Here is a 21,694-nt window from a genome sequence, read left to right as displayed (position 1 = left end):
CCCGGACTGGACTTGCGCCCTGCCGCCATGGCAGCCTGCGCGGAACAACCGGGGGCTTGGGCAGCGATGACGGCGGCGTGGATCGGCGGCATGACGGAAGGCCGGGCAGGATGAGCCCGGCACGGCGCGAAAGGCTTATGGTGCTGATCGTCGGCGCAGGCGGCCTGTCGCAGACCTTGCTGCGGCCGACGCTTGCGGCGGCAGGCCACAATGTGCAGGCCGCGCCCACCCCTGCGGATGCCCTGCGCCTGTTCCGCGCGCTGTCACCGCAGATCGTGCTGATGGATCTGGCAATGCCCGAGGGCGACCCGCTGGCGCTGCTGGCGGATTTTCTCCGCGCCGCGCCAGAGCTGGTTGTGCTGGCGCTGACGCCACCGGGAGCGGTGGACAAGGCGGTGGCGGCCATGCGGGCGGGGGCCTTCGATGTTCTGGCCCTGCCCTTTGACGAAGCGCAGCTCCGAACCGCCACACAGGCCGCCGCGGAAGAGGCAACGGCCCGCACCAGCGGCCGGCTGCCCCCGATCCGGCGGCGCCAGACAGCCGGGGAAGGTGAACTGGTGGCGGCCACCACCGACCGCACGGCCTTCATCGGGTCATCCGAAGCGATGGAGCGGGTGCATCGGATCATTGCCTCGGTGGCCCGGTCACAGGCGACGGTCTTCATCACCGGGGAAAGCGGCACCGGCAAGGAACTGGCGGCGCTTGCAGTCCATGCGCGGTCGGGGCGGGCGAACGGACCCTTTATCGCACTGAACTGCGGCGCGATCCCGCCAGACCTGCTGGAAAGCGAGGTGTTCGGCCATGTGAAGGGCAGCTTCACCGGCGCGATTTCCGACAAGCCGGGGGCGGCGGCGGCGGCCGATGGCGGCACGCTGTTTCTGGACGAGGTCTGCGAAATGGCCTTGCCCTTGCAGACCAAGCTGCTGCGATTCCTGCAAACCTCGACCATCCAGCCGGTGGGGGCGGTCAAGCCGCGACGGGTGGATGTGCGGATCGTCTGCGCCACGAACCGCGACCCGCTGGATGCGGTTCGACGCGGCCAGTTCCGCGAAGACCTGTTCTATCGGCTGTATGTCGTGCCCGTGCATATGCCGCCGCTGCGCGACCGGGGCACCGATGTGGTCGAGATTGCCGAAGCCGCGCTGGCCCGCTTTGCCGCCGAGGAAGGCAAGCGGTTCGAGGGGATGACAGCCGAGACGCGCCGGATGCTGATCGCGCAGGACTGGCCCGGAAACGTGCGGCAGTTGCTGAACGTGATGCGCAATGCGGTGGTGCTGAACGATGGCGGCGTGCTGCGCCCGGACATGCTGCCGATCCCCATGGTGCAGGCGGCGATGAATTTCGAACCCGCCCGCCCCGAACCCGAGCCCCCCGCCTTGCCCACAACAGGCCCGCAGACGCTGGCCGAAATCGAACGGCAGGCGGTCGAGGCGGCGTTGGCGCGGCATGAGGGTTCGGTGCCACGGGCGGCGCGGGAACTGGATGTGTCGCCGTCCACGCTGTATCGCAAACTTGAAGCCTGGGCGAAGCGGCGCTGAACGGCTGTCAGACGAACTGCTCGTTCAGCAGGCGCTCTTCCAGCCCGTGACCGGGGTCGAACAGCAGCCGGTGGCGGATGTGGGGTTCAGAGCGCACGCTCACCCAAAGCACATCGCGCACCGAGGACCGGCTGTCGGCATCGGCCATGACCGGCCGTTTTTCCGGCTCGATCACGTCGAAGCGTACTTCGGCTGTCTTGGGCAGCAGCGCCCCGCGCCAGCGGCGCGGCCGGAAGGCGGCCATCGCGGTCAGCGCCAGAACGTCCGAACCGATGGGCAAGATCGGGCCATGGGCAGAATAGTTGTAAGCGGTTGACCCCGCCGGGGTGGACACCAGCGCCCCGTCGCAGACCAGTTCCTCAAGCCGCTCGCGGCCATCTATGGTGATCTTGAGCTTGGCCGCTTGCGGACCCTGCCGCAGAAGCGAGACTTCGTTGATCGCCAGCGCCTCGGACACCTTGCCACGGGCATTTCCGGCCCGCATCGACAGCGGGTTCAGCACCGCCTCCTCTGCCGCAGCCAGCCGTTCGGGCAAGGCTTCAACGGAATAGGCGTTCATAAGAAAGCCGATGGTGCCGCAATTCATGCCATAGACCGGCAGGTCGCGCGCGGTGCTGGCGTGCAGGGTGTGCAGCATGAACCCGTCACCGCCAAGCGCCACCACCACATCGGCCTTGCGCGCATCGGCCTGCCCATAAAGCGCGGTCAGCCGGGCGAAGGCTTCTGCCGCCGCCGGCGCCCGCGAGGCCGTGAACCTGATGCGACCGGACATGCACCCCTCCCTTTGCGGGCACACCTTGGCGGGCGGGCGGGGCAAACTCAACCCCTGACGGCCCGCAGCCGGACAGCGGCGATTTCGCCGCGACCTCTTGACCCGTCGTTTCCGGCCTTTTCCGAGGCGCCCTGCTGCACTACAACCCCCGACAACCCGCCCCATCCCAGATACGGAGACGCGCATGACCGCCTCGCACCGCGACACCGGCTTTTTCACCGAACCCCTGTCCAGCCGTGACCCCGAGCTTTTCGGCTCGATCACCGATGAGCTGGGCCGGCAACGCCATGAGATCGAACTCATCGCCAGCGAGAACATCGTCAGCCTGGCCGTGTTGCAGGCGCAGGGGTCGGTCCTGACCAACAAATATGCCGAAGGCTACCCCGGCAAACGCTACTATGGCGGCTGCCAGTTCGTGGACGTGGCCGAGACGCTGGCCATCGAACGGGCGAAAAAGCTGTTCGGCTGCAACTTTGCCAACGTGCAGCCGAACTCGGGCAGCCAGATGAACCAGGCGGTATTCCTGGCGCTGCTGAAGCCGGGCGATACCTTCATGGGGCTGGACCTGAACTCGGGCGGGCACCTGACGCATGGTTCGCCGGTCAACATGTCGGGCAAGTGGTTCAACGTGATCAGCTATGGCGTGCGCCAGCAGGATCAGCGCCTGGACATGGACGACGTGCGCGCCAAGGCGCTGGAGCACCGGCCGAAGCTGATTCTGGCCGGCGGCACCGCCTACAGCCGCGAATGGGACTGGGCGGCCTTCCGCGCCATCGCCGATGAAGTGGGCGCCTACCTGCATGTGGACATGGCCCATATCGCGGGTCTGGTGGCCGGTGGCGTCCACGCCTCGCCCATTCCCCATGCGCATGTTGTGACCACGACCACGCACAAATCGCTGCGCGGGCCGCGCGGCGGCATGATCCTGTGCAACGACGAGGACATTGCCAAGAAGATCAACTCGGCCGTTTTCCCCGGCCTTCAGGGCGGGCCGCTGATGCATGTCATCGCCGCCAAGGCCGTGGCCTTCGGCGAGGCGCTGCGCCCCGAGTTCAAGGCCTATGCCGCGCAGGTCAAGGCCAATGCGGCCGCCATGGCGGATGAGCTGATGAAGGGCGGCATCGACATCGTGTCGGGCGGCACCGACAACCACCTGTGTCTGGCCGACCTGCGCCCGAAGAAGGTGACAGGCAAGGCAACCGAGGCCGCCCTTGGCCGCGCCCATCTGACCTGCAACAAGAACGGCGTGCCGTTCGACCCGGAAAAACCCTTCGTGACCAGCGGTATCCGCCTTGGCAGCCCCGCCGGTACCACGCGCGGCTTCGGCGAGGCCGAATTCCGCCAGATCGCGCGCTGGATCGTCGAGGTGGTGGACGGGCTGGCCGCCCATGGCGAGGCCGGGAATGGCGCGGTCGAGGCCAAGGTGAAGGCCGAGGTCGAGGCGCTGTGCAAGGCCTTCCCGCTGTATCCGGGCCTCTGAGCCGGGCTTGACAGGATCGGGACGCGCGCCCATCGGGTGCGCGTCCTTTTGTTTGCGGTGTGCCTGATGTCCGCCCCCCAGCCCGAAACCCGCAGTCTTGAACGCCGCATGGGCGATTGGGCCCGCGCCCGCCTGCCCTATGGGCTGGCCGAACTGGCGATGTTCGTGCTGAAGCAGGGGTGGGCCTGCCTGTTCGGCGGGCTGCTGCTGGGCGCAATCCTGCTGTCCAAGGCCATCTGGCAGGCCGACTGGCCCCTGCACCGCTATGATGCGCTCTTCCTGTTCGCCATCGCCACGCAGGCGCTGTTCCTATGGAAAAAGCTGGAAACCTGGGAGGAAGCGCGGGTGATCGCGCTGTTCCACCTGACCGGCACCGCGATGGAATGGTTCAAGGTCAGCGCCGGAAGCTGGGCCTACCCCGAACCCGGCCTGTTCAAGCTGATGGGCGTGCCGCTGTTTTCCGGCTTCATGTATGCCAGCGTCGGCAGCTACATGGCCCGGGTGATCCGCATCTTCGACATGCGCTTTGCCCCCTATCCGCCGTTCTGGATGACGCTGGTTCTGGCGGCGACGATCTATGTCAACTTCTTTGCCCACCACTTTCTGCCCGACATCCGTGTCGCGCTGTTTGCGGCAACCGTGCTGATCTATGGCCGCACCCGGATCTGGTTCCGCATCCATGACCATGACTGGTGGATGCCGCTGCCGCTGGCGGCCCTGCTGTCCAGCGGGGCGCTTTGGGTGGCCGAGAACGTGGGCACCCGCACCGGAACCTGGCTTTACGGCGGGCAGAACCCTGATCAATGGGTCAGCTTCGCCAAGCTGGGGTCCTGGTATCTGCTGCTTTATGTGGCCTTCGTCTCGGTGACGCTGGTGCTGCGGTCAGCGCTTTATCCGGCGGGGCAGCCGGTTCAGAGGTATCCGCGCCAGGCCAGATAGGCGACAACGCCCGTGGCAACGGCCAGCAGCGAAATGGTGACCGAGGCGGCCACCGACAGGGTGGCGCGATGCGGCGGCAGCCGCGTCAGATGCCGGACGCAGGTGTCATAATCCTGCGCCACCTGCCCTTCATCCACCTGCAGCAACAGCTTGGGGTTCTGGGCCTTCTGCGCAGCCATGGCCAAAGCTTGCGCCGCCTCGCGCACTTTCGGCGTCAGGCGACGGCCGCCGCGTTGCAGCTTTGCCTCAAGCCCCTCGCCGGGGATGCCCAGCCGTTCTTCCATCAGCGCCGCCACACGGCCCGCCATCTGCGTGATCGTTACCGCACCCATCCTGCCTTACCTGCCGCCCTTCGTTGCGCGCAGTATCCACCAGCCAAGGCGGCGCGGCAACGGCTCTGGCCGCGCACAGATCGTTTCGCTATGCACAATCCCATGCTTGCCCTGATCCACCACCCCGCCGCCACCCCCACCGACGCCCTGCCGCTGGTGATTGCCCACGGTCTTTATGGCACCGGCCGCAACTGGGGCGTCATCGCGCGCCGGCTGGCCGATGTGCGTGACGTGATCGCGGTTGACATGCGCAACCACGGCAACAGCCCCTGGATGCCGGTTCACCGCTACCCGGAGATGGCACAGGATCTGGCCGAGGTGATCCGCAGCCTGGGCGGCAAGGCCGATCTGCTGGGCCATTCCATGGGCGGCAAGGCGGCGATGCAACTGGCGCTGACGCAAGGCGGGCTGATCCGCCGGCTGGTGGCGGCGGACATCGCCCCGGTGGCCTATGACCACGATCAAAGCCGCTATGCCCGGGCCATGCGCGCGCTGGACCTGACCGGCCTTGTCGCGCGGAGCGAGGCGGACCGCCGCCTTGCCGAAACCGTGGATGATCCGGGCCTGCGGGCATTCTTCCTGCAATCGCTGGACCTCAAGGCCGAAGGCGGGCCGCGCTGGCGGCTGAACCTTGACGTGCTTGAGGCCGAGATGCCCAACATCGTTGGCTGGCCCGGCACGACCGGCCAGTTCGACGGCCCGGCCCTGTTCCTGACCGGGGGCGACAGCAGCTATGTCCGGCCCGAACACCGCGAACCGATCCGCGCCCTGTTCCCCAAGGCGCGCTTTGCCAGGATCGCGGGGGCCGGGCACTGGCTGCACGCCAACAAGCCCCGCGAATTCGAGGAAACCGTCCGCGTGTTCCTGAACGCCTGAGGCCGGGCCTCAGTTCGCAGCCAGCTTGCGGGCCACCATCCAGGTAACCACCAGACCGACCACCGCCCCGATGGCCGCGGACAGGACAATGGGCTTGGTCGTGTCCAGACCCGCGGTCAGGGCCACAACCATGCCGATGCCGGCCAGCGTGGTGCCGATGACCGGGAAAAGCAGGAAGAACAGGCGCATTGGAACCCTCCACAAACGTCGCGTCGGGCCTGATCCTGCATCTTTGCTGCGGGTTTACCTTGACCTGAGTCAAGATAAATCATTATTTTTGAATACTTATATTTATCGTGCTGCGCCCGGTTTCCGGGCGGCCAGATGGGTGGGGCAATGTTCGCCGCTGTCCAGCACCGGGATCATCCGCTGCCAGATGCCGATGTTCTTCTGTACGAACCCGGCCCCCACCACGGCCGCCGCCGCGCGCCCGGCTTCGCCTTCCAGCCGCGCCAGTTCCACCCGCGCCTGTTCGCGATACCAGGCATTGCGCGACCGGGTCTCGATCGCCTCGAACCCCGCCGCCTGCATCGCCTGATGATAGCGGGCCGGGGTGGCATGCCGAAATCCAGCCCCTCGGCGGCAGTGTATTCGGCCATGCGCGGTGAAATCGTCTCGGTCCCGATCAGCCAGTCCGAGGCAAGGAACCACCCGCCCGGCCGCAGCACCCGGAACACCTCGGCCATCAGGGCGTGCTTGTCGGGGATGTGGATGATGGAATCCTTGGAAAACACCACGTCAAAGGTGCCGGGCGGAAACGGCAGCGGGCCGGGGGAAACCTTGACCAGACCGATGCGGTCGGACAGCCCCGCCTTGGCAACCAGCCCGCGGGCATGGGTCAGCACCGGGTCTTCCACGTCGATCCCGGTCACGAAACCGGCGCCGTGGCGGGCCACCAGCGCAATGTCGATGCCCCCTGCCCCGCAGCCGATGTCCAGCACCGCGCAGCCGGTCAAATCATGGCCACCGATCACGCGCCCCACCTCCTCGGCCCCGCCGGGCGACAGAAACCCCTCGCCCCAGATGGCTTCGAGCATCGCAATCATCTGCGGCGGGTAGTGGTCTTCGCTCATGCAATCCCCCCGAACGGGCCGACGGCATGGACGGCGCGGCCCTTGAACAGCGTCAGCAGAACCTGCGTGTCGGAAAGGACATCGGGCGGGCAGGAGAAGATGTCCTGATCCAGCACGATCACATCGGCCGAAAACCCCGGCCGCAGGATGCCGGTGGTGTCACCCCGCCAGCAGGCACGGGCGGCATGGGCGGTATAGCCCAGAACCGCTTCCTCTACCGTCAGCGCCTGTTCGGGCAGGAACGCCGCGCGCGGGCCCTCGGCGCGGCGGGCCTGCCGGGTGACGGCGGTTTCGATGATCTCGAACGGGTTCAGCGTGCTGACCGGCCAGTCCGACGACAGGCACCAGTCGGTGCCCGCCGCCAGCAGTCTGCGAAAGGCATAGGTCTGCGCGCGGCGCGCGGGGCCGATCATGTCCAGCGCGATGTCGGGGATCAGCGGGTCCAGCCGGGCCCACAGCGGCTGGATGTTCGCGGTGGCCCCGGCCAGGGCCAGGCGGGCAATGTCGCCCGCGTCCAGAAGCTGAAGATGCGTCAGTTGATGCGCGGCGGGCCAGGGGCCATTGGCGGCGCGGGCGGCCTCAAGCCCCTCGATCGCGCGGCGGGCGGCAGCATCGCCGATCACATGAACATGAATGGCAAACCGGGCGACATCCAGCGCGGTGAAAAGGGTTTTCGTTTGCTCAGGGCCGAACATGCAGGGCGCATTGCCGCCCGGGGCATCGGCATAGGGCGCCAGCAGCGCGGCGGTACGGTTCTCGAACACGCCGTCCATGAAGAACTTGGCGGACTGGACGTGGAACTCCGGCCCCGGATGGGCGGCGCGCAGCGCGGTCAGCCGTGCAACGGCGGTTTCCGCCGTATCCGCCTCGGTCACCAGCGCGGCCCCGGCCACCCGCAGCGTCAGCCGCCCCTCGGCCTGCGCGCGGGCATAGATCCGCGCCTCAAGATCGGTGATGCGCGGGTCAAGGACGCCGGTGATGCCATGCGCATTGGCCATCGCCTGCCCGGCGATCAGGCCCCGCATCCGGTGATCGTCGCTCAGGTCGGGCAGACGCTCCAGCACCCAGGGGATCACCTCTTCATGCAGCATCCCGGTGGCACGACCGGCCTCATCGCGGACGATATGGCCATTCGGCGGATCGAGCGTGTCGTTGGTGATCCCGGCCAGGTCCAGCGCCCGGCTGTTCAGGCAGGCATTGTGGAAACTGCTGTCATACAGGATCGCCGGCCGGTCTGCGACTGCGCGGTCGATCACGGCCGCCGTCAGATTGTCGTCACCGAAGACCCCCGGTTGCCAGCCGGCCCCGATCACCAGCGGCAGGTCGGGCCGGGCCGTGGCATGGGCGGCCACCGCCGCCAGCAGGCCCGCCTCATCCGCCACCTCATACAGCGGCACGGCGGTCGCCAGATCCGTGCCGCCAGAAAGCAGATGGATATGCGCATCCTGAAACCCCGGCAGCACCAGCCGCCCGCCCGCGTCGATCCGGCGGTCGGCACCGGGCGCCGGGCCGGTGCCAAGCGCGGCGATCCTGTCATCGCGGATCAGCAGCCAGTCCGCCGTCGGGCGGGCCGGGTCCATGGTGCGGATGCGGGCGTTGTGGATCAGGGTGTCAACCAAGGCGCAACGCCTCAAGCATCGGCCAGTCGGCGGCGGGGATCACACGCGCCACCTCGGCCACGTCGCGGGTCCAACCGAAGAGGCACAGGAACGGAACGGGGCCGACCTTGGTCAGATGCGGCCGGTGGGCGGGGTTCCACACCGGCCGATGCGCGGGCTTCACCACCAGCGGCCGGTCGGGACCAAAGCGCCAGCCATGCGGGCCGGTCAGCGGTGCGTAAAGTTCGGGCGCGGCATGGGCGTGGTCGCGGTACAGCACATGCGGCGCGATCAGGAACAGGCCGAAGTCGAAGTCGCGCGCCGGAATCGCCGCCTCCTCCCCGAAGATCGAGGCATAGGCATGGCCAGCGGCAAAGCCTTCGCCAATGGCGGCGCGATCATAGCCGTCATAGGTGATCCAGTGCAGATGCGGCCGGGCGGCGGCAATGGCGGCGGCAAGGCCGGGATGCGTGGCGGCCAGCGCGGCAAGCGCGGCGGGAAGGTGGGCATCCAGCACCGCGTTCGCGGCCTGCGGGGCCGGCGTCACCGGCCCGTCGCGCCAGCGGGCCAACCCGGCCCGCACCTCGGCCACGCCGGGGCCGGGCAGGCCGGCCAGATACAGATCGGCCTCCTCGACCAGCGCGCGGATCAGGGCGGGCGGGTCGGAGGCGGCCTCTGCCGGCACCGGCAGCCCGCGTTCGGCCAGCACCGCCGCCGGGCCCTGCCCGTCAAAGGCGGCGGCGGTGCGATAGGCTTCAAGCTGGGCCGCCGACAGCTTGCCCGCCTGAAAGGCCGCCATGGCACGGGCATAGCGGGCACGGCCTGCCCCCGGCACCCCCAGTGGAATACCGAACAACCCGGTCATTTGTTGGCCTGATAGGCCAGCCGCGCATCGGCATCGCGCCGCGCATCGGCCCGGTTCATGACAAAGCCGGCAATCGCCACCCCGATGCCGACGATCAGCACCGTCAGCGTCGCCAGCGCGTTGATGTCGGGCGTCACCCCCAGCTTGACCTTGGACCAGATCAAAAGCGGCAGCGTGGTGGACCCCGGCCCCGTGGTGAACGAGGTGATGACCACGTCATCAAGCGAGATGGTGAAAGCCAGAAGCCAGCCCGACAGGATGGCGGGCGAGATCACCGGCAGCGTCACGTCGAACAGCACCTGCCAGGGGCGCGATCCAAGGTCCATCGCCGCCTCTTCGATGGCGCGGTCGGCCTGGCTCATCCGTGCCTGAACCACGGTTGTCACGAAGACCATGGAAAAGGTGATATGGGCCAGCGTGATGGTGGTGAAGCCACGGCTTCCCGGCCAGCCGATCCAGTCGGCCAGCAGGATGAAGAACATCAGCGACGAAATGCCGGTAATCACCTCGGGCATGATCAGCGGCGCGGTGACCAGCCCCGAAAACAGCACCCGGCCGCGGAACTTGGTGAACCGGGCCAGCGCAATGCCGGCCATGGTGCCCAGGATGGTGGCGATGGTGGCCGAGACCAGCGCGATCTTCAGCGACAGCATCAGCGCCGCGATCACCTGCCGGTTCGAGAACAGCGACACATACCACTTGGTCGAGAACCCGCCCCAGACCGTTGCCAGCCGGGATTCGTTGAAGGAATAGACCATCATCGACAAGATCGGCACATAGAAGAAGGCAAAGCCGAAGCACAGGACGGTCAGCAGGAAGACGGGGCGACGTTTCATTTGCCGGCCTCCCCTTCCGCTTTCGCCTGATAATGGCTGTAAAGCATCATCGGCACCACCATCAGCAACAGCAGCGCCACCGCCACGGACGAGGCCATCGGCCAATCGCGGGCCGAGGAGAATTCGTCCGAAATGACCCGCCCGATCATCGGCGAGGCGGCATTGCCCACCAGCGAGGGGATCACCAGTTCCCCCGCCGCCGGGATGAACACCAGCAGCCCGCCGGCAATGATGCCCGGCACACTTTGCGGCAGCGTCACGTCCAGGAACACCCGCGACGGGCGCGACCCCAGATCCAGCGCCGCCTCGTCCAGCGTCGGGTCCAGCCGTTCAAGGCTGGCGTAAAGCGGCAGGATCATGAAGGGCAGGTAGGTATAGACCATGACCAGCACCACGGCGAAATTCGTGTGCATCATCGGGATCGACTTCACCGCCCAATCGACCGGAACCACCCAGTTCCAGGCATCGGTCAGCAGGGTGTTGAACCAACTGTTCTTGCCCATCAGCCCCATCCACGCATAGACGCGCAGCAGGAACGAGGTCCAGAACGGCAGGATCACCAGCATCAGCAGGATGTTGCGCCACGACCGCGAGACCCGAGTCAGCGCAAGCGCCATCGGATAGCCCAGCAACAGGCACAGCACCATGGCCACGCCCGCATTGACCAGCGAGGTCAGGAAGGCCCGCAGATAGAGCGTGTCATGCAGCAGCCGCTGATAGCCTTGCAGGTTCACCAGCGGATGCTCGCCGCCGAAACTGAAGGGCGGCGCGGTGGGTGTCTTGGTGGCGACACTGATCGCCACCACGATCAGGAAGGGCAGCAGGAACAGCACCACCAGCCAGACATAGGGCGCGCCGATGATGATGTCAGACCACCCCCTGCGGTCGAACCAGCGTGACAGGCGGGACGGGTTTGCCATGGCGCTACTCCGTCAGCACGATGGCGGCGGCGGGGTCGAAGGACAGCCAGACCCGGTCATCCCAATCGGCGACGCGCGTCGCCTCATCCCCGCGCCGCGCGTTCACAGCATGGGCCGACACCAGCGCGCCCGAGGGCAAGGCGATGCGATACAGGCTGTCCTTCCCGAAATAGGCCAGATCCTTGACCATGCCTTCCACCGCATTGCCCGTTTCGGGCCGGTCCTTCGAGATGCGCAGCTTTTCGGGCCGCAGGGCCAGCGTGACTGCTTGCCCCTCCACCACGCCGGGCACGTCGCGCGCCAGAACGCGGCCGCCAAGCGCCGGCACGTCCAGCACCACCTGCCCGCCTTCGCGCCCCGTCACCTGCGCCTCGAACGAAGTGATCGAACCGATGAAGCCGGCCACGAAGCGGCTGTTGGGAAATTCGTAGATCTCGGTCGCGCTGCCCACCTGCATGACCCGGCCGCGATCCATCACCGCGATGCGATCCGACAGGGTCATCGCCTCTTCCTGATCATGGGTCACGACGATGAAGGTCACCCCGGTGCGGGCCTGAATGCTCATCAGTTCGAACTGGGTATGTTCGCGCAGCTTCTTGTCCAGCGCCGCCAGCGGTTCGTCCAGCAACAGAAGTTTCGGCTGACGCGCCAGAGCGCGCGCCAGCGCCACCCTTTGCCTCTGCCCGCCGGAAATCTGATGCGGCTTGCGCGCGGCGAACTGCGCAAGCTGCACAAGATCCAGCATCTCGCGCACCCGGTCATCGCGCTGCGCCTTGGTCATGGCTTCGTGCTTCAGGCCATAGGCGATGTTCTTCTCCACACTCATATGCGGGAACAGCGCATAGCTTTGAAACATCATATGGACGGGCCGCGACCAGGGCGGCACACCCGCCATATCGCGCCCATCCAGGAAGATGCGGCCGGAGGTTGGTTCCTCGAACCCGGCCAGCATCCGCAGAAGCGTGGTCTTGCCGCAGCCAGACCCCCCGAGAAGCGAGAAGATCTCGCCCTTGGCCACCGTCAACGACACATCGCGCACCGCCTGAAACGTGCCGAAAGACTTCGAGACCCCTTCGATGCGCAGGAAGGGCTCGTCCGGGGCGGACATCTGGTCAGCCGCCCGTCTTGATCGTGGTCCAGATGCGCGTCATCTGCTCTTCCTGCGCATCGGTCTGGGCCTTGGGGGTGTAAAGCCGCGACATCACCGTATCGTCAGGATAGATCGCCGGATCGGCGGCGATGGCAGGGTCGACAAAGGCCGTGGCCGCGCTGTTGGCATTGGCATAGCCGGTAAAGTTGGTGCAGGCGGCAATCACTTCGGGCCGAAGCAGATAGTCGATGAAGCGATAGGCATTGTCCACGTTGGGCGCGTCCGACGGAAGGCACCACAGGTCGAACCAGGCCGGGGCGCCGGTCTTGGGCACGAAATAGGCAAGGTCGATGTCAATCCCGGCCTCGGCGGCACGGGCCTTGGCCACGGCGTAATCCCCCGACCAGGTATTGACGGCGCAGACCTCCTGATTGGGCAGCGTTGTCAGGTAGTTGGTATTGTCGAAGGTCGCGATGTAGGGCCGGATCAGCGCCATCGCTTCGGCCAGTTTCTTGTATTCGGCTTCACCGGCGGTATCGGGGTCGATGCCCAGATACTTGAGGATCATGAAACCGGCATCGGTGGGGCTGTCCAGGATCGACAGCCCGCAATCGGCCAGTTTTGCCGCATTCTCGGGCCGCAGGATGGTGTCGAGCGATTCCAGATCGGCATCGGGCAGCCGCTCCTTCACCATCGTCAGATTGTAGGTCATCCCGACCGAGCCCCACATATAGGGCACGCCATACTGGTTGCCCGGATCGAAGCCCTCGACCACCTTCAGGATGTTGGTATCCAGGTTGCCCCAGCCGGTCAGTTTGGCGCGGTCCAGTTTCTGGAACACCCCCGCCTGCACGAAACGGGCCAGCGACATGCCGGAATGAAGCACCACATCATAACCGGAACTGCCGGCCAGCATCTTGGCCTGCGCTTCCTCGGAACTGGCGTAAAGGTCATAGACCACGCCGATCCCCGTTTCGGCCTCGAAATCGGCAATGGTGGTTTCACCGATATAGTCCGACCAGTTGTAAACGTTCACCGTGCCCGCCTGCGCCCAGGACGGGCGCACATAGGGCAGCGCCAGCGCGCCGGTCAGCGTGGCAAGGGTGGATCGACGGGTCAGTCGCATGGGTCTTCCTCCGCTGTGGTCGCGCCACTTTTGCCGGGGCGCTTATGGTCTTCAGGTTTGTCGCATTATCGGCGTCTGCCAAGCATTTCCTTGTTCCGGGCGATCACTTCCGCCTCGGCCGGGGCCGTCGCAAGCTGCATCACCGGCACCAGACCGCGCAGCCGGTCATGGTGGCGGCGCAGGCCATATTCGTGGTCGGAAAGGTAGAACCCGTCGAAGGCCGAAGACTTCATCGATTCGTTCGACCAGATCGTCAGTTGCTGGTCCTCGACCGAGGTGTCGCGGTCGATCCGCGCTGCCAGATAGCGGGCCAGCCGCACCTGCCGGCTTTCCTCGGGCCAACGATAGGTGCGCCCGGTCAGCCGGGTCTGGCCGGGGCTGATCGGCAGGTCATGGTAGAACTGCGCCCCTTCGGGCGTGAAGGCAAAGACGGTGGACGGGAAGATCCCGTAATAGGTCCAGGCGCGGCGCAGATGCGGCGGCAGGCCGGGCCGGTCGGGGGCGTGTTTCACATAATGCCGCACCGACCAGCCCCGCCCCGGCTTGTCACCGAAATAGCCAACCGAGACATGCAGACCATCGTCAAGATAGAGGTCGCGATAGTCGCGGCCATACAGTTCCTGCAGGCCGGGGTGCGCCAGCGGAACATGATAGCCCTCGTTGTCCACATCGCGCACCGATTTCCAGTTCACCGGCAGGTCGGTGTACCAGCGCGGGCTGTCCACCGGCAGCAGGTCGGCCACCGCATAAGCCGCGAAATCGGCCTCATACGGGGCCAGCAGCGTGGCCACCGGAGCCTGCGGGCCGGGGTGGAAGCGCAGGAAGATGAAGCCGTGGAACACCTCGGCCTCGATCGGTTTCAACCCGAAACGGGCACGGTCGATGCCGCCGAAACTGGTGGGCTGGGCCGCGCCGCGCAGGCTGCCGTCCAGGTTATAGACCCAGCCATGGAACGGGCAGACCACCGCGCCACGGCAATGGCCCTGCACGCCATCCACCACCCGCGCGCCGCGATGGCGGCAAAGGTTGTGGAACGCCCGCACCACGCCATCCAGCCCGCGCATCACCACCGCGCGTTCGCCCAGCAGATCAAACGCCAGCCAGTCGCCGGGGGCGGGAATGTCGTTCACATGGCCGGCCACCTGCCAGTGGTTCAGGAAGACATTTTCCCGCTCCAGATCGAAGACCGCCTGCGAATGGTAGGTCCAGGCCGGCAGACCGGACCTGTCCCAGTCGTTCGGGATGGGCAGTGATTTGAACGGCATCTCGGTCATGGCCGGTCCTCCATCTGGCGCAGCACCCATTGGTGAAAGCGGTGGATCTCGTATTCCTCGGGCATCAGCCGCGCCGCACGGAACGCGGGTGAGCGCATACCGCGCTGGTTCATCTCGGACGCAGCCCCGTCCTGCTCCATCACGATCTTGGCGAAGGCCGCCACGGCGGCAGGGTCAAAACCGGGCTGGGCCAGCGTTTCGGGAGCGAAATGCCATTCGGCAATCAGCCGGGTGCGTTCCGGCCCCAGCGGCACCAGCCGGACCGAGCGGACGTAATCCACATGCGCCACCACATAGACCGAGGGCCAGAGCGTGACGAAGCTGTAGCCCGCGTCCCTCTCGGCGGCGGTCAGGCCGGGGAAGGCCGGGCCGCAGGGGGCGCCGGTCATGGTCCAGCTTTCGGCGCCGGGTTTCAGGGCGCGCGGCGCGGGCTGATCGGGCGTCCAGCCCAAGGCTTCGGACGCCCCCATGATGCCGCTGCCATAGATCGGCACCATGTCGCACAGTTCGGGGTGGATGCCCGGGCAGTGCAGACATTCCGAGTAGTTTTCCCAGAAGGATTTCCAGTTACAGACCAGATCGGTTTCCCAGCGGTGGCCGGTGACCAGCCCGTCCATCGGCCAGTTGTCCAGCGTTGCCAGCCCGACATCGGACCCGATCCCGCCCGGATCGACCGACAGGTTCAGGAACAGAAAGCCGTTCCACAGCCGATGCGCCACCGGCCGCAGCCCGTGCGCGGAACGGTCGAAATCCGCGGTCGGCACGGCATGGGCGGTGGACACCAGCCGCCCGTCACCCGCAGCAAACGACCAGGCGTGGTAGGGGCAGCGGATCAGCTTGCCCAGGGGTTCCTCTTCGCCGCGGCACAGTTCCGATCCGCGATGCGGGCAGGAATTGTGCCAGACCGAGACTTCGCCCCCGGCGCCGCGCGCCACCACGACCGGCGCCGCACCGACACTGGCCCGCCGCATCGTGCCCGGTGCGAAATCGGCAAGCCGGCCCACGCAAACCCATTGCCGGGCGAACAGCGTGGCCATTTCGCGATCATACCAGTCCTGCGCCAGATAGGCCGCACGCGGCAGCCCCTCGGGGCAATGATCAAGGCGCGGAGACAGCGGGTGGCGTTTGTCGTCCATGCCTTCCCCCTCTAACCCTGACTCGTCAGCGATTTCTTGCAGGAAATCGCCGCGGAGCCTTCAAAAGCTCCGGCCCGGAGTTTTTGAAAACTCCGGTCGCCCCGTCGCCCCGCTGCATTGCAAACCCGCATCATCGGCTACACCCTTTCCGGTGGCATCGCGCGGCGGCGGGCCGGGTTGTAGAACGGCCGCTCGACCACGCGCACCGGCAGCATCAGCTTGACATATTGCAGCTCGCGCAGCGCATAGATTTCGACCCAGAGATTGTCGCCTCCGGCGTGCCGCGCCTTGACCTGCGCGATGGCCACGCTGGCCTTTAGCGCGGGCGACCAGGCGGCGGCGGTGACGAACCCCGCCTCGTGCTTCTTGTCGTGGTACAGGATCGAGCCTTCCGCCGAAACGTTCCCCGGCACGTCCAGCCCGACAAGTGCCCACTCCGACCCTTGCGCCTTTTCGGCCAGCAGCGCCCGGCGGCCGGTAAAATTGCCCTTCTCCCAGTCGATCATCCAGCCAAGGCCCATTTCCAGCGGGCTGCGCGGCCGGTCTTCGCGCAGCGCCTGATGAGCGGGAACGAAGTCCATGTTGGTGATGATGAACCCGGCCTCGATCCGCGCCAGATCCAGCGCGTCGGTGCCGATGGGGCGAATCCCCCAGGGCGCGCCCGCGGCGAACAGATGGTCCCAGAACGGCAGGGCCTGATCGGGCGTCATCCACAACTCATACCCCAGATCGCCGGTAAACCCGGTGCGCGAGATGGTGATGTCGCCCCCGGCAAAGGGGAAGCGTGCCATGCGAAAGGGTTTCAGCGCCGACACATCGAACCCCGCCGCCGCCAGCACACTGGCCGAACAGGGGCCTTGCAGCGACAGGGCGGCGATCTCTTCGGTGATCTCGGCCACCTGCACGTCAAACCCCTGCGCGCTGTCCAGAAGCCAGGGCAGATGGCGTTCCTGACAGCAGATCAGGTAATCCTCCGGCCCGTGGCGGAACAGGGTGCCGTCATCCAGCAGCTTGCCGTCATCATCGCACCAGGCGGTGTAATGCACCCCGCCCACCGGCAGTTTCGCCGCGTTGCGGATCATCAGCCGGTTCAGATAGTCGGCGGCTTCCGGGCCGGAAACACGGTATTTCACCATCGGACACAGGTCATAGACCGAAGCCGCGTTGCGGATCGCGGTGTATTCCATGTCCACATCGCCATAGCACAGCGATGTCATGCAGCCGGCCCATGGACCCCAGCGGTTCAGCCTGTTCGCCGCCGCGGTGCGCGGGTGAAACGGGGTGTGCCGCAGAGGGGTGCGGAAATGCGTCAGGTCGGTCATGCCCGCGCCTCCAGAATGGCGCCGGCGGCGTTCCAGCCGGCCGCGCCGTTGATGCCGCCGCCGGGGTGGCTACCCGCCCCGGCCAGCCACAGGCCGGGCAACGGGGTGGCATAGCCTGCCGCCTGCGGCAGCGGGCGGTTGAACAGCATCTGCTCGACCGCCAGTTCGCCATGGTGCCAGTTGCCGCCCACCATGCCGAAGCGCGCCTCGATGTCCTGCGGCATCAGCAATTCGGCATGGGCGATCCGCCCGCGCAAACCCGGCGCCTGTGCCTCCAGCACCGCAAGCGTGTTTTCCAGCAGTTCCGCCCGCGCGGCTTCCAGCCCCGCCCTGGGGGCATGGGGGGCGTATTGCACGATGGCCGACAGCACATGATGCCCCGCAGGCGCCCAATCCGCTTCGCGGGCCGTGGGCAGGATCACCTCCATCACCGGGGCCTTCGGCACCTCGCCGTATTTCACCGGGTTGAAGGCGGCTTCCACCGCCTCGGACGACGGCGCGATGACAAGGCGCGAGGCCGGATCGGCCCCCCGGAAATCGGGCAACACGGTCAGCGCCAGATGCAGCTTGGCCGCCGCGCCGCGGGACCGGATGTGTCCGGTGCGGCGGTAGAACCCGGCGTCCAGCGCCCGCGGCCCGACCAGCGCGCGGAAGGTGGTGCGCGGGTTGATCGCGCTGACCACCAGACCGGCGCGGATCTCCTCGCCCGAGGCCAGCCGAACGCCGACGGCGCGGTCACCTTCGGTGAAAATGCTTTCCACCTGTGCATCGCAACGCAGGGCAACCCCCGCCGCCGTGGCCGCCGCCGCCATGGTCCGCGCCAGCGCGCCCATGCCGCCCCGGGGCCAAAGCGGCCCCTCGCCCCGCGACAGCCGGTCAAGGTAGAGGATCAGCGAATTCGGCGACCGTGGCCCCAGCCAGGCCCCCAGCGTGGCGTCAAAGGCCAGCAGGCCCTTCAGCCGGTCATCCGTCAACTCATCCTCGGCCACGTCATGCACGTTGATCAGGACCATGCGCAGCAATTCGCGGAAATCGTCGCGGCCAAGGCCACGGATCGCCAGCCCCTGCCGCAGCAGCCGGCCCCAGGGTTGCCCCTCGGCCACCAGTCGCGGCGGCTTGTCGGCGCGGAACGGCGCCAGCACACGGGCAAAGGCCGACAGCTTGGCATGAAGCGCAGCAAAGGCCGCGGCATCAGCACCGCTTGTCTGCCCGCCCTGCACGACCAGAGGCGCCGCCTGCCCGGCCAGAACCGTGGTGGCCACCGGGTCGAAGGCCAGCCCGTGCCGGGCCAGCCCCATGCCTTGCAGCACCCGCGCATCCAGCCCCTGCGTCAGATGCGCCAGCGCCGGCGCGCGATAACCGGGCGCGAAGTCGCGCTCCCCTGCCCCGCCACCGGGCACGGCGCCCGCCTCCAGCAGCAGCACCTTGCGGCCCTTGCCGGCCAGACGGGCGGCGCAGGCCAGCCCGTTGACGCCGCCGCCGATCACGATCACATCAAAGGACGGCATAGGCATCGCTCATCGTCGGTTTCAGCTTCGCCTCGCGCAGCACCTCGGCCGCCGCATTGCGCCCCGGCGCCCCCATCACCCCGCCACCGGGGTGGGTGGACGAACCGCACATCCAAAGATCGCGGATCGGGCTGCGGTATTGCGCATAACCCGGCACCGGGCGGTTGAAGAGCAACTGGTCGAAGGTCAGTTCGCCCTGGAAGATATTGCCCTCGGTCAGCCCGACCTCGGCCTCCAGCTCGCGCGGGGTGCGCACCTCGACATGCAGCACCCGATCCTTGAACCCGGTCGAATAGGTCTCGATCTGGTTCAGGCAGGTGTCGCGGAACCCGTCGCGGTCGGCATCCGTCCACTCGCGCCCCTCGATCCTGGGCGGCGCATATTGCACGAAGCAGGACATGAAATGCTTGCCCGGCGGCGTCATGGTCGGGTCGATCATGGTGGGGATCATCACGTCCTGGAACGGATCGCGGCTGTAATGCCCGGCCTTCCAGTCGTCATAGCCGCGCTCCATCCGCTCGATGCTGTCGGTGAAATGCAGGTCGCCCCGAATCATCGGCGCCCCCTCCGGCAGGGCCGGAAACACCGGGGCCGCATCCAGCGCGATGTTCAGCTTGCCGGAAGATCCGCGGATCTTGAACGCCTTGACCCGGCGGACAAAATCGCCCGGCAGTTCCTTTTCCTCGACATGTTTCAGGAAGGTGCGCCTCACGTCCATGTTCGAGATCACCCGCCGACCGGCGATCTCATCGCCATTGGCCAGCACCACGCCCGTCGCCCGGCCGTCGCGCACCGCAATACGGTCCACCCCGCTGCCGGTGCGCACCTCGCCCCCGGCCGCCAGCAACGATGCGGTCAGCGCCCGCGTGATCGCCCCCATGCCGCCACGCGCAAAGCCCCAGGCGCCCACATTGCCGTCCACATCCCCCATGTAATGATGCAGCAGCACATAGGCGGACCCGGGACTCATCGGCCCCAATGCGGTGCCAATGATGGCCGACACGGCGAGATAGCCCTTGATCACCGGGCTTTCGAAATACTCATCCAGATAGTCGCTGATCGACATGGTCCAGAACCGCACCATCTCGGCCCGCTGGCCCTCGCTCAAGGCGCCCATCTTCCGGGCCAGCCACATCAGTTCGGCCAGATCGCGGGGGCGGAAGCTGGACGGGTCGGGCGGCGTGCGCATCAGCATCGGCCGGATGAAACGGCAAAACCGCAGGATGTCGCGGGCATAGATGTCATAGGCCTCGGCATCGCGCTTTGAATGGCGGGCGAATTCGCGGCGGTTCGCGTCATGGTCGCGGAACATGCCCAGATAGCCGCCATCCTGCCGGAACACCGCACCGCCTTCATAGGGCAGGATCTGCAGCCCATGCTTCGACAGTTCCAGATCGCGCATGATCTCGGGGCGGAACAGGCTGCTCACATAGGAACAGTTGGAATAGGTGAAGCCGGGATACAGTTCGCGCGAAACGGCCGCGCCGCCGATCCAGTCGTTCTTTTCCACCACGCAGACCTTCATCCCCGCCCGCGCCAGATAGCAGGCGGTGACAAGGCCGTTGTGCCCTGCCCCGACAATCACCGCATCATAGGTCACTCGGCCGCCTCCGCCGCCAGATCCTCAAGCGTCAGGTCAACGGCGCGTTCGACCGCCGCCAGCGTGTCGGTCAGGCAGGTCGCGTCCAGACCATGCGCCTCGCACATGAACCACGGTTCGCGGCTGTCGGGTTCCACGATGATGCCCAGATCATGCAGGTAATGCGCCATCCGGTCATAGAAGCTGTAATCGCTGGCCTTCCAGGCGCGATAGTTGTCGGGTGGCGCGGCATCGAAGAACAGGCCGAACATCGACGGGTGGCCGGAATAGGAATGAACGATCCCGCGCGCGTTCAGGATGGCGCTGATCCCGGCCATCAACTGCGTGCCATGATTGGCCAGCGTTTCCAGTGCCGGGGTTTCGTCCAGAATCCGCAAGCATTCCTCGGCTGCGGCCAGGGAAACCGAATGGGCTGTATAGGTGCCGCCGTGGCTGGCCCCGCCATAGCGGAAGGTGCGCATCACATCCTCGCGCCCCGCCACCAGCGCGATGGGGTAACCGTTCGCCACCGCCTTGGCGAAGGTGGTGATGTCGGGCTTCACGCCCAGTATCCCCTGAATGCCACCCTTGCCCACGCGGAAGCCGGTCTTCACCTCGTCGATGATCAGCATCACGCCGTAGCGGTCGCACAATTCGCGCGCCAGCCGGACATATTCCACCCGCGCCATGATCGCGCAGCAATTGCCCTGGATCGGTTCGATCAGCATGGCGGCCAGCCGGTCGCCATGTTTCCTGAACGTGTCTTCCAGCCGCTGCATGTCGTTCATCGGCACCAGATGCGCCAGTTTCTTGACCGTCGGCGGAATACCCTTGCCATAGGGCACGACATCCGGGTCGGCGTTCGATCCGGGCGTCCAGCCTTCCATGTCGGCCATCCACATGGCCGCGTCGAACAGGCCATGATAGCCGCCTTCGACCAGCAGATATTCCTCGCGCCCCGTAAAGGCGCGGGCCAGCCGCAGTGCGGCCATCACCGCCTCGGTGCCCGAATTCGAGAAGCGCACCAGTTCCGCCGCCGGCACCATCTTGGCGATGCGGTCGGCGACGATCAGTTCCTTCTCGGTCGACAGCGCAAATACGCCGCCCACCTCCATGCCCTTGCGCGCCGCTGCATCCACCCGGTCGTCGGCATAGCCCAGGATCGCCGGGCCATAGCCCAGCCGGTAATCGACATAGCCATTGCCGTCGATGTCCCAGGTCCGCCCGCCCTTGCCGTGGTGGACATAGACCGTCCGGTCATCGCCCCAGTAGCGGAAGGTCGACGACACGCCCAGGGGCAGACGCTTCACCGCGCGCCGGAACTGGGCATTCGACTTGGACAGGTCGCGGTTCGGGCGGTCTTGCATGGGACTCTCGGGCGCTGTTGCAGGATGCGGCCAGCGTTCCACGCGACTGACTGGTCTGTCAAT

The 21,694-nt window shown here is 66.8% G+C and carries 20 protein-coding genes; 4 read left to right on the top strand and 16 right to left on the bottom strand.

Features of this window, described 5'->3' with window-relative positions; all coding sequences use genetic code 11:
* Positions 1 to 110 precede the first annotated feature (110 nt).
* Positions 111 to 1,538: a sigma-54-dependent transcriptional regulator gene (locus B6K69_RS14825; RefSeq protein WP_108644344.1), complete on the top strand. Its 1,428-nt coding sequence runs from the start codon at positions 111 to 113 to the stop codon at positions 1,536 to 1,538.
* A 7-nt stretch (positions 1,539 to 1,545) separates the two neighbouring features.
* Here B6K69_RS14825 and B6K69_RS14820 read toward each other — a convergent pair whose 3' ends face one another.
* Positions 1,546 to 2,310, bottom strand: a complete 765-nt coding sequence (locus B6K69_RS14820) for an NAD kinase (RefSeq protein ID WP_108644343.1) — start codon at positions 2,308 to 2,310, stop codon at positions 1,546 to 1,548.
* Positions 2,311 to 2,494: 184 nt separating this feature from the next.
* Here B6K69_RS14820 and glyA point away from each other — a divergent pair, with 184 nt between their 5' ends.
* Positions 2,495 to 3,790, top strand: a complete 1,296-nt coding sequence (glyA, locus tag B6K69_RS14815; protein ID WP_108644342.1) for a serine hydroxymethyltransferase — start codon at positions 2,495 to 2,497, stop codon at positions 3,788 to 3,790.
* Between the two features lie 66 nt (positions 3,791 to 3,856).
* A complete protein-coding gene (locus B6K69_RS14810; protein ID WP_228156751.1) occupies positions 3,857 to 4,729 on the top strand; it encodes a DUF817 domain-containing protein in 873 nt (290 codons plus the stop codon).
* Here B6K69_RS14810 and B6K69_RS14805 read toward each other — a convergent pair.
* Positions 4,702 to 5,061 carry a hypothetical protein gene (locus B6K69_RS14805; RefSeq protein WP_107674172.1) on the bottom strand — a complete coding sequence of 120 codons (360 nt, stop codon included), beginning with the start codon at positions 5,059 to 5,061 and terminating at the stop codon, positions 4,702 to 4,704. The genes B6K69_RS14810 and B6K69_RS14805 overlap by 28 nt on opposite strands.
* 102 nt (positions 5,062 to 5,163) lie before the next feature.
* Between B6K69_RS14805 and B6K69_RS14800 the strand changes: the two genes are divergently transcribed.
* Positions 5,164 to 5,937, top strand: a complete 774-nt coding sequence (locus B6K69_RS14800) for an alpha/beta fold hydrolase (protein ID WP_108644341.1) — start codon at positions 5,164 to 5,166, stop codon at positions 5,935 to 5,937.
* A 9-nt stretch (positions 5,938 to 5,946) separates the two neighbouring features.
* Here the strand turns inward: B6K69_RS14800 and B6K69_RS14795 are convergent, their stop codons facing one another.
* The 14 genes from B6K69_RS14795 to B6K69_RS14730 all read right to left on the bottom strand — a co-directional run bounded on the left by B6K69_RS14795 (position 5,947) and on the right by B6K69_RS14730 (position 21,631).
* Positions 5,947 to 6,126 (bottom strand): CTP synthetase, encoded by a 180-nt coding sequence (locus tag B6K69_RS14795; protein WP_108644340.1) that lies wholly within the window; start codon positions 6,124 to 6,126, stop codon positions 5,947 to 5,949.
* 173 nt (positions 6,127 to 6,299) lie between these two features.
* On the bottom strand, positions 6,300 to 7,010 hold the full coding sequence (locus B6K69_RS14790; protein WP_228156750.1) for a class I SAM-dependent methyltransferase: 711 nt from the start codon (positions 7,008 to 7,010) through the stop codon (positions 6,300 to 6,302).
* A complete protein-coding gene (locus B6K69_RS14785) occupies positions 7,007 to 8,629 on the bottom strand; it encodes an amidohydrolase (protein WP_108644339.1) in 1,623 nt (540 codons plus the stop codon). Before B6K69_RS14785 ends, B6K69_RS14790 begins: the two co-directional genes overlap by 4 nt.
* Positions 8,622 to 9,473, bottom strand: a complete 852-nt coding sequence (locus B6K69_RS14780; protein ID WP_108644338.1) for a dimethylsulfonioproprionate lyase family protein — start codon at positions 9,471 to 9,473, stop codon at positions 8,622 to 8,624. The genes B6K69_RS14785 and B6K69_RS14780 overlap by 8 nt, the downstream gene beginning before the upstream one ends.
* Entirely contained in the window at positions 9,470 to 10,309 is an 840-nt protein-coding gene (locus B6K69_RS14775) for an ABC transporter permease subunit (RefSeq protein ID WP_108644337.1), read from the bottom strand. Before B6K69_RS14775 ends, B6K69_RS14780 begins: the two co-directional genes overlap by 4 nt.
* Complete coding sequence (locus B6K69_RS14770) at positions 10,306 to 11,229, bottom strand: ABC transporter permease (RefSeq protein ID WP_108644336.1); 924 nt, start codon at positions 11,227 to 11,229, stop codon at positions 10,306 to 10,308. The genes B6K69_RS14775 and B6K69_RS14770 overlap by 4 nt, the downstream gene beginning before the upstream one ends.
* Before the next feature lie 4 nt (positions 11,230 to 11,233).
* The gene (locus B6K69_RS14765) at positions 11,234 to 12,337 is read right to left on the bottom strand and encodes an ABC transporter ATP-binding protein (protein ID WP_108644335.1); all 1,104 of its coding nucleotides are present in this window, start codon (positions 12,335 to 12,337) and stop codon (positions 11,234 to 11,236) included.
* 4 nt (positions 12,338 to 12,341) lie between these two features.
* A complete protein-coding gene (locus B6K69_RS14760) occupies positions 12,342 to 13,445 on the bottom strand; it encodes a polyamine ABC transporter substrate-binding protein (RefSeq protein WP_108644334.1) in 1,104 nt (367 codons plus the stop codon).
* Between the two features lie 65 nt (positions 13,446 to 13,510).
* Positions 13,511 to 14,719 carry an aromatic ring-hydroxylating oxygenase subunit alpha gene (locus tag B6K69_RS14755; protein WP_108644333.1) on the bottom strand — a complete coding sequence of 403 codons (1,209 nt, stop codon included), beginning with the start codon at positions 14,717 to 14,719 and terminating at the stop codon, positions 13,511 to 13,513.
* Entirely contained in the window at positions 14,716 to 15,855 is a 1,140-nt protein-coding gene (locus B6K69_RS14750; protein WP_108644332.1) for an aromatic ring-hydroxylating oxygenase subunit alpha, read from the bottom strand. The genes B6K69_RS14755 and B6K69_RS14750 overlap by 4 nt, the downstream gene beginning before the upstream one ends.
* Positions 15,856 to 15,992: 137 nt before the next feature.
* A complete protein-coding gene (locus tag B6K69_RS14745) occupies positions 15,993 to 17,177 on the bottom strand; it encodes an aminomethyl transferase family protein (RefSeq protein ID WP_108644331.1) in 1,185 nt (394 codons plus the stop codon).
* Positions 17,174 to 18,685: a phytoene desaturase family protein gene (locus B6K69_RS14740; RefSeq protein WP_108644330.1), complete on the bottom strand. Its 1,512-nt coding sequence runs from the start codon at positions 18,683 to 18,685 to the stop codon at positions 17,174 to 17,176. Before B6K69_RS14740 ends, B6K69_RS14745 begins: the two co-directional genes overlap by 4 nt.
* On the bottom strand, positions 18,672 to 20,285 hold the full coding sequence (locus B6K69_RS14735) for a phytoene desaturase family protein (RefSeq protein ID WP_108644329.1): 1,614 nt from the start codon (positions 20,283 to 20,285) through the stop codon (positions 18,672 to 18,674). Before B6K69_RS14735 ends, B6K69_RS14740 begins: the two co-directional genes overlap by 14 nt.
* Positions 20,282 to 21,631 carry an aspartate aminotransferase family protein gene (locus B6K69_RS14730; RefSeq protein WP_107674158.1) on the bottom strand — a complete coding sequence of 450 codons (1,350 nt, stop codon included), beginning with the start codon at positions 21,629 to 21,631 and terminating at the stop codon, positions 20,282 to 20,284. Before B6K69_RS14730 ends, B6K69_RS14735 begins: the two co-directional genes overlap by 4 nt.
* Between the last annotated feature and the right edge of the window lie 63 nt (positions 21,632 to 21,694).

Origin of the sequence: Pseudogemmobacter blasticus, assembly GCF_003071405.1 — a bacterium.
GTDB classification, from domain to species: Bacteria; Pseudomonadota; Alphaproteobacteria; order Rhodobacterales; family Rhodobacteraceae; genus Pseudogemmobacter; species Pseudogemmobacter blasticus.
The sequence above is the reverse complement of the archived record's forward strand: the minus strand, read 5'-3'. Positions and strand labels throughout refer to the sequence as shown.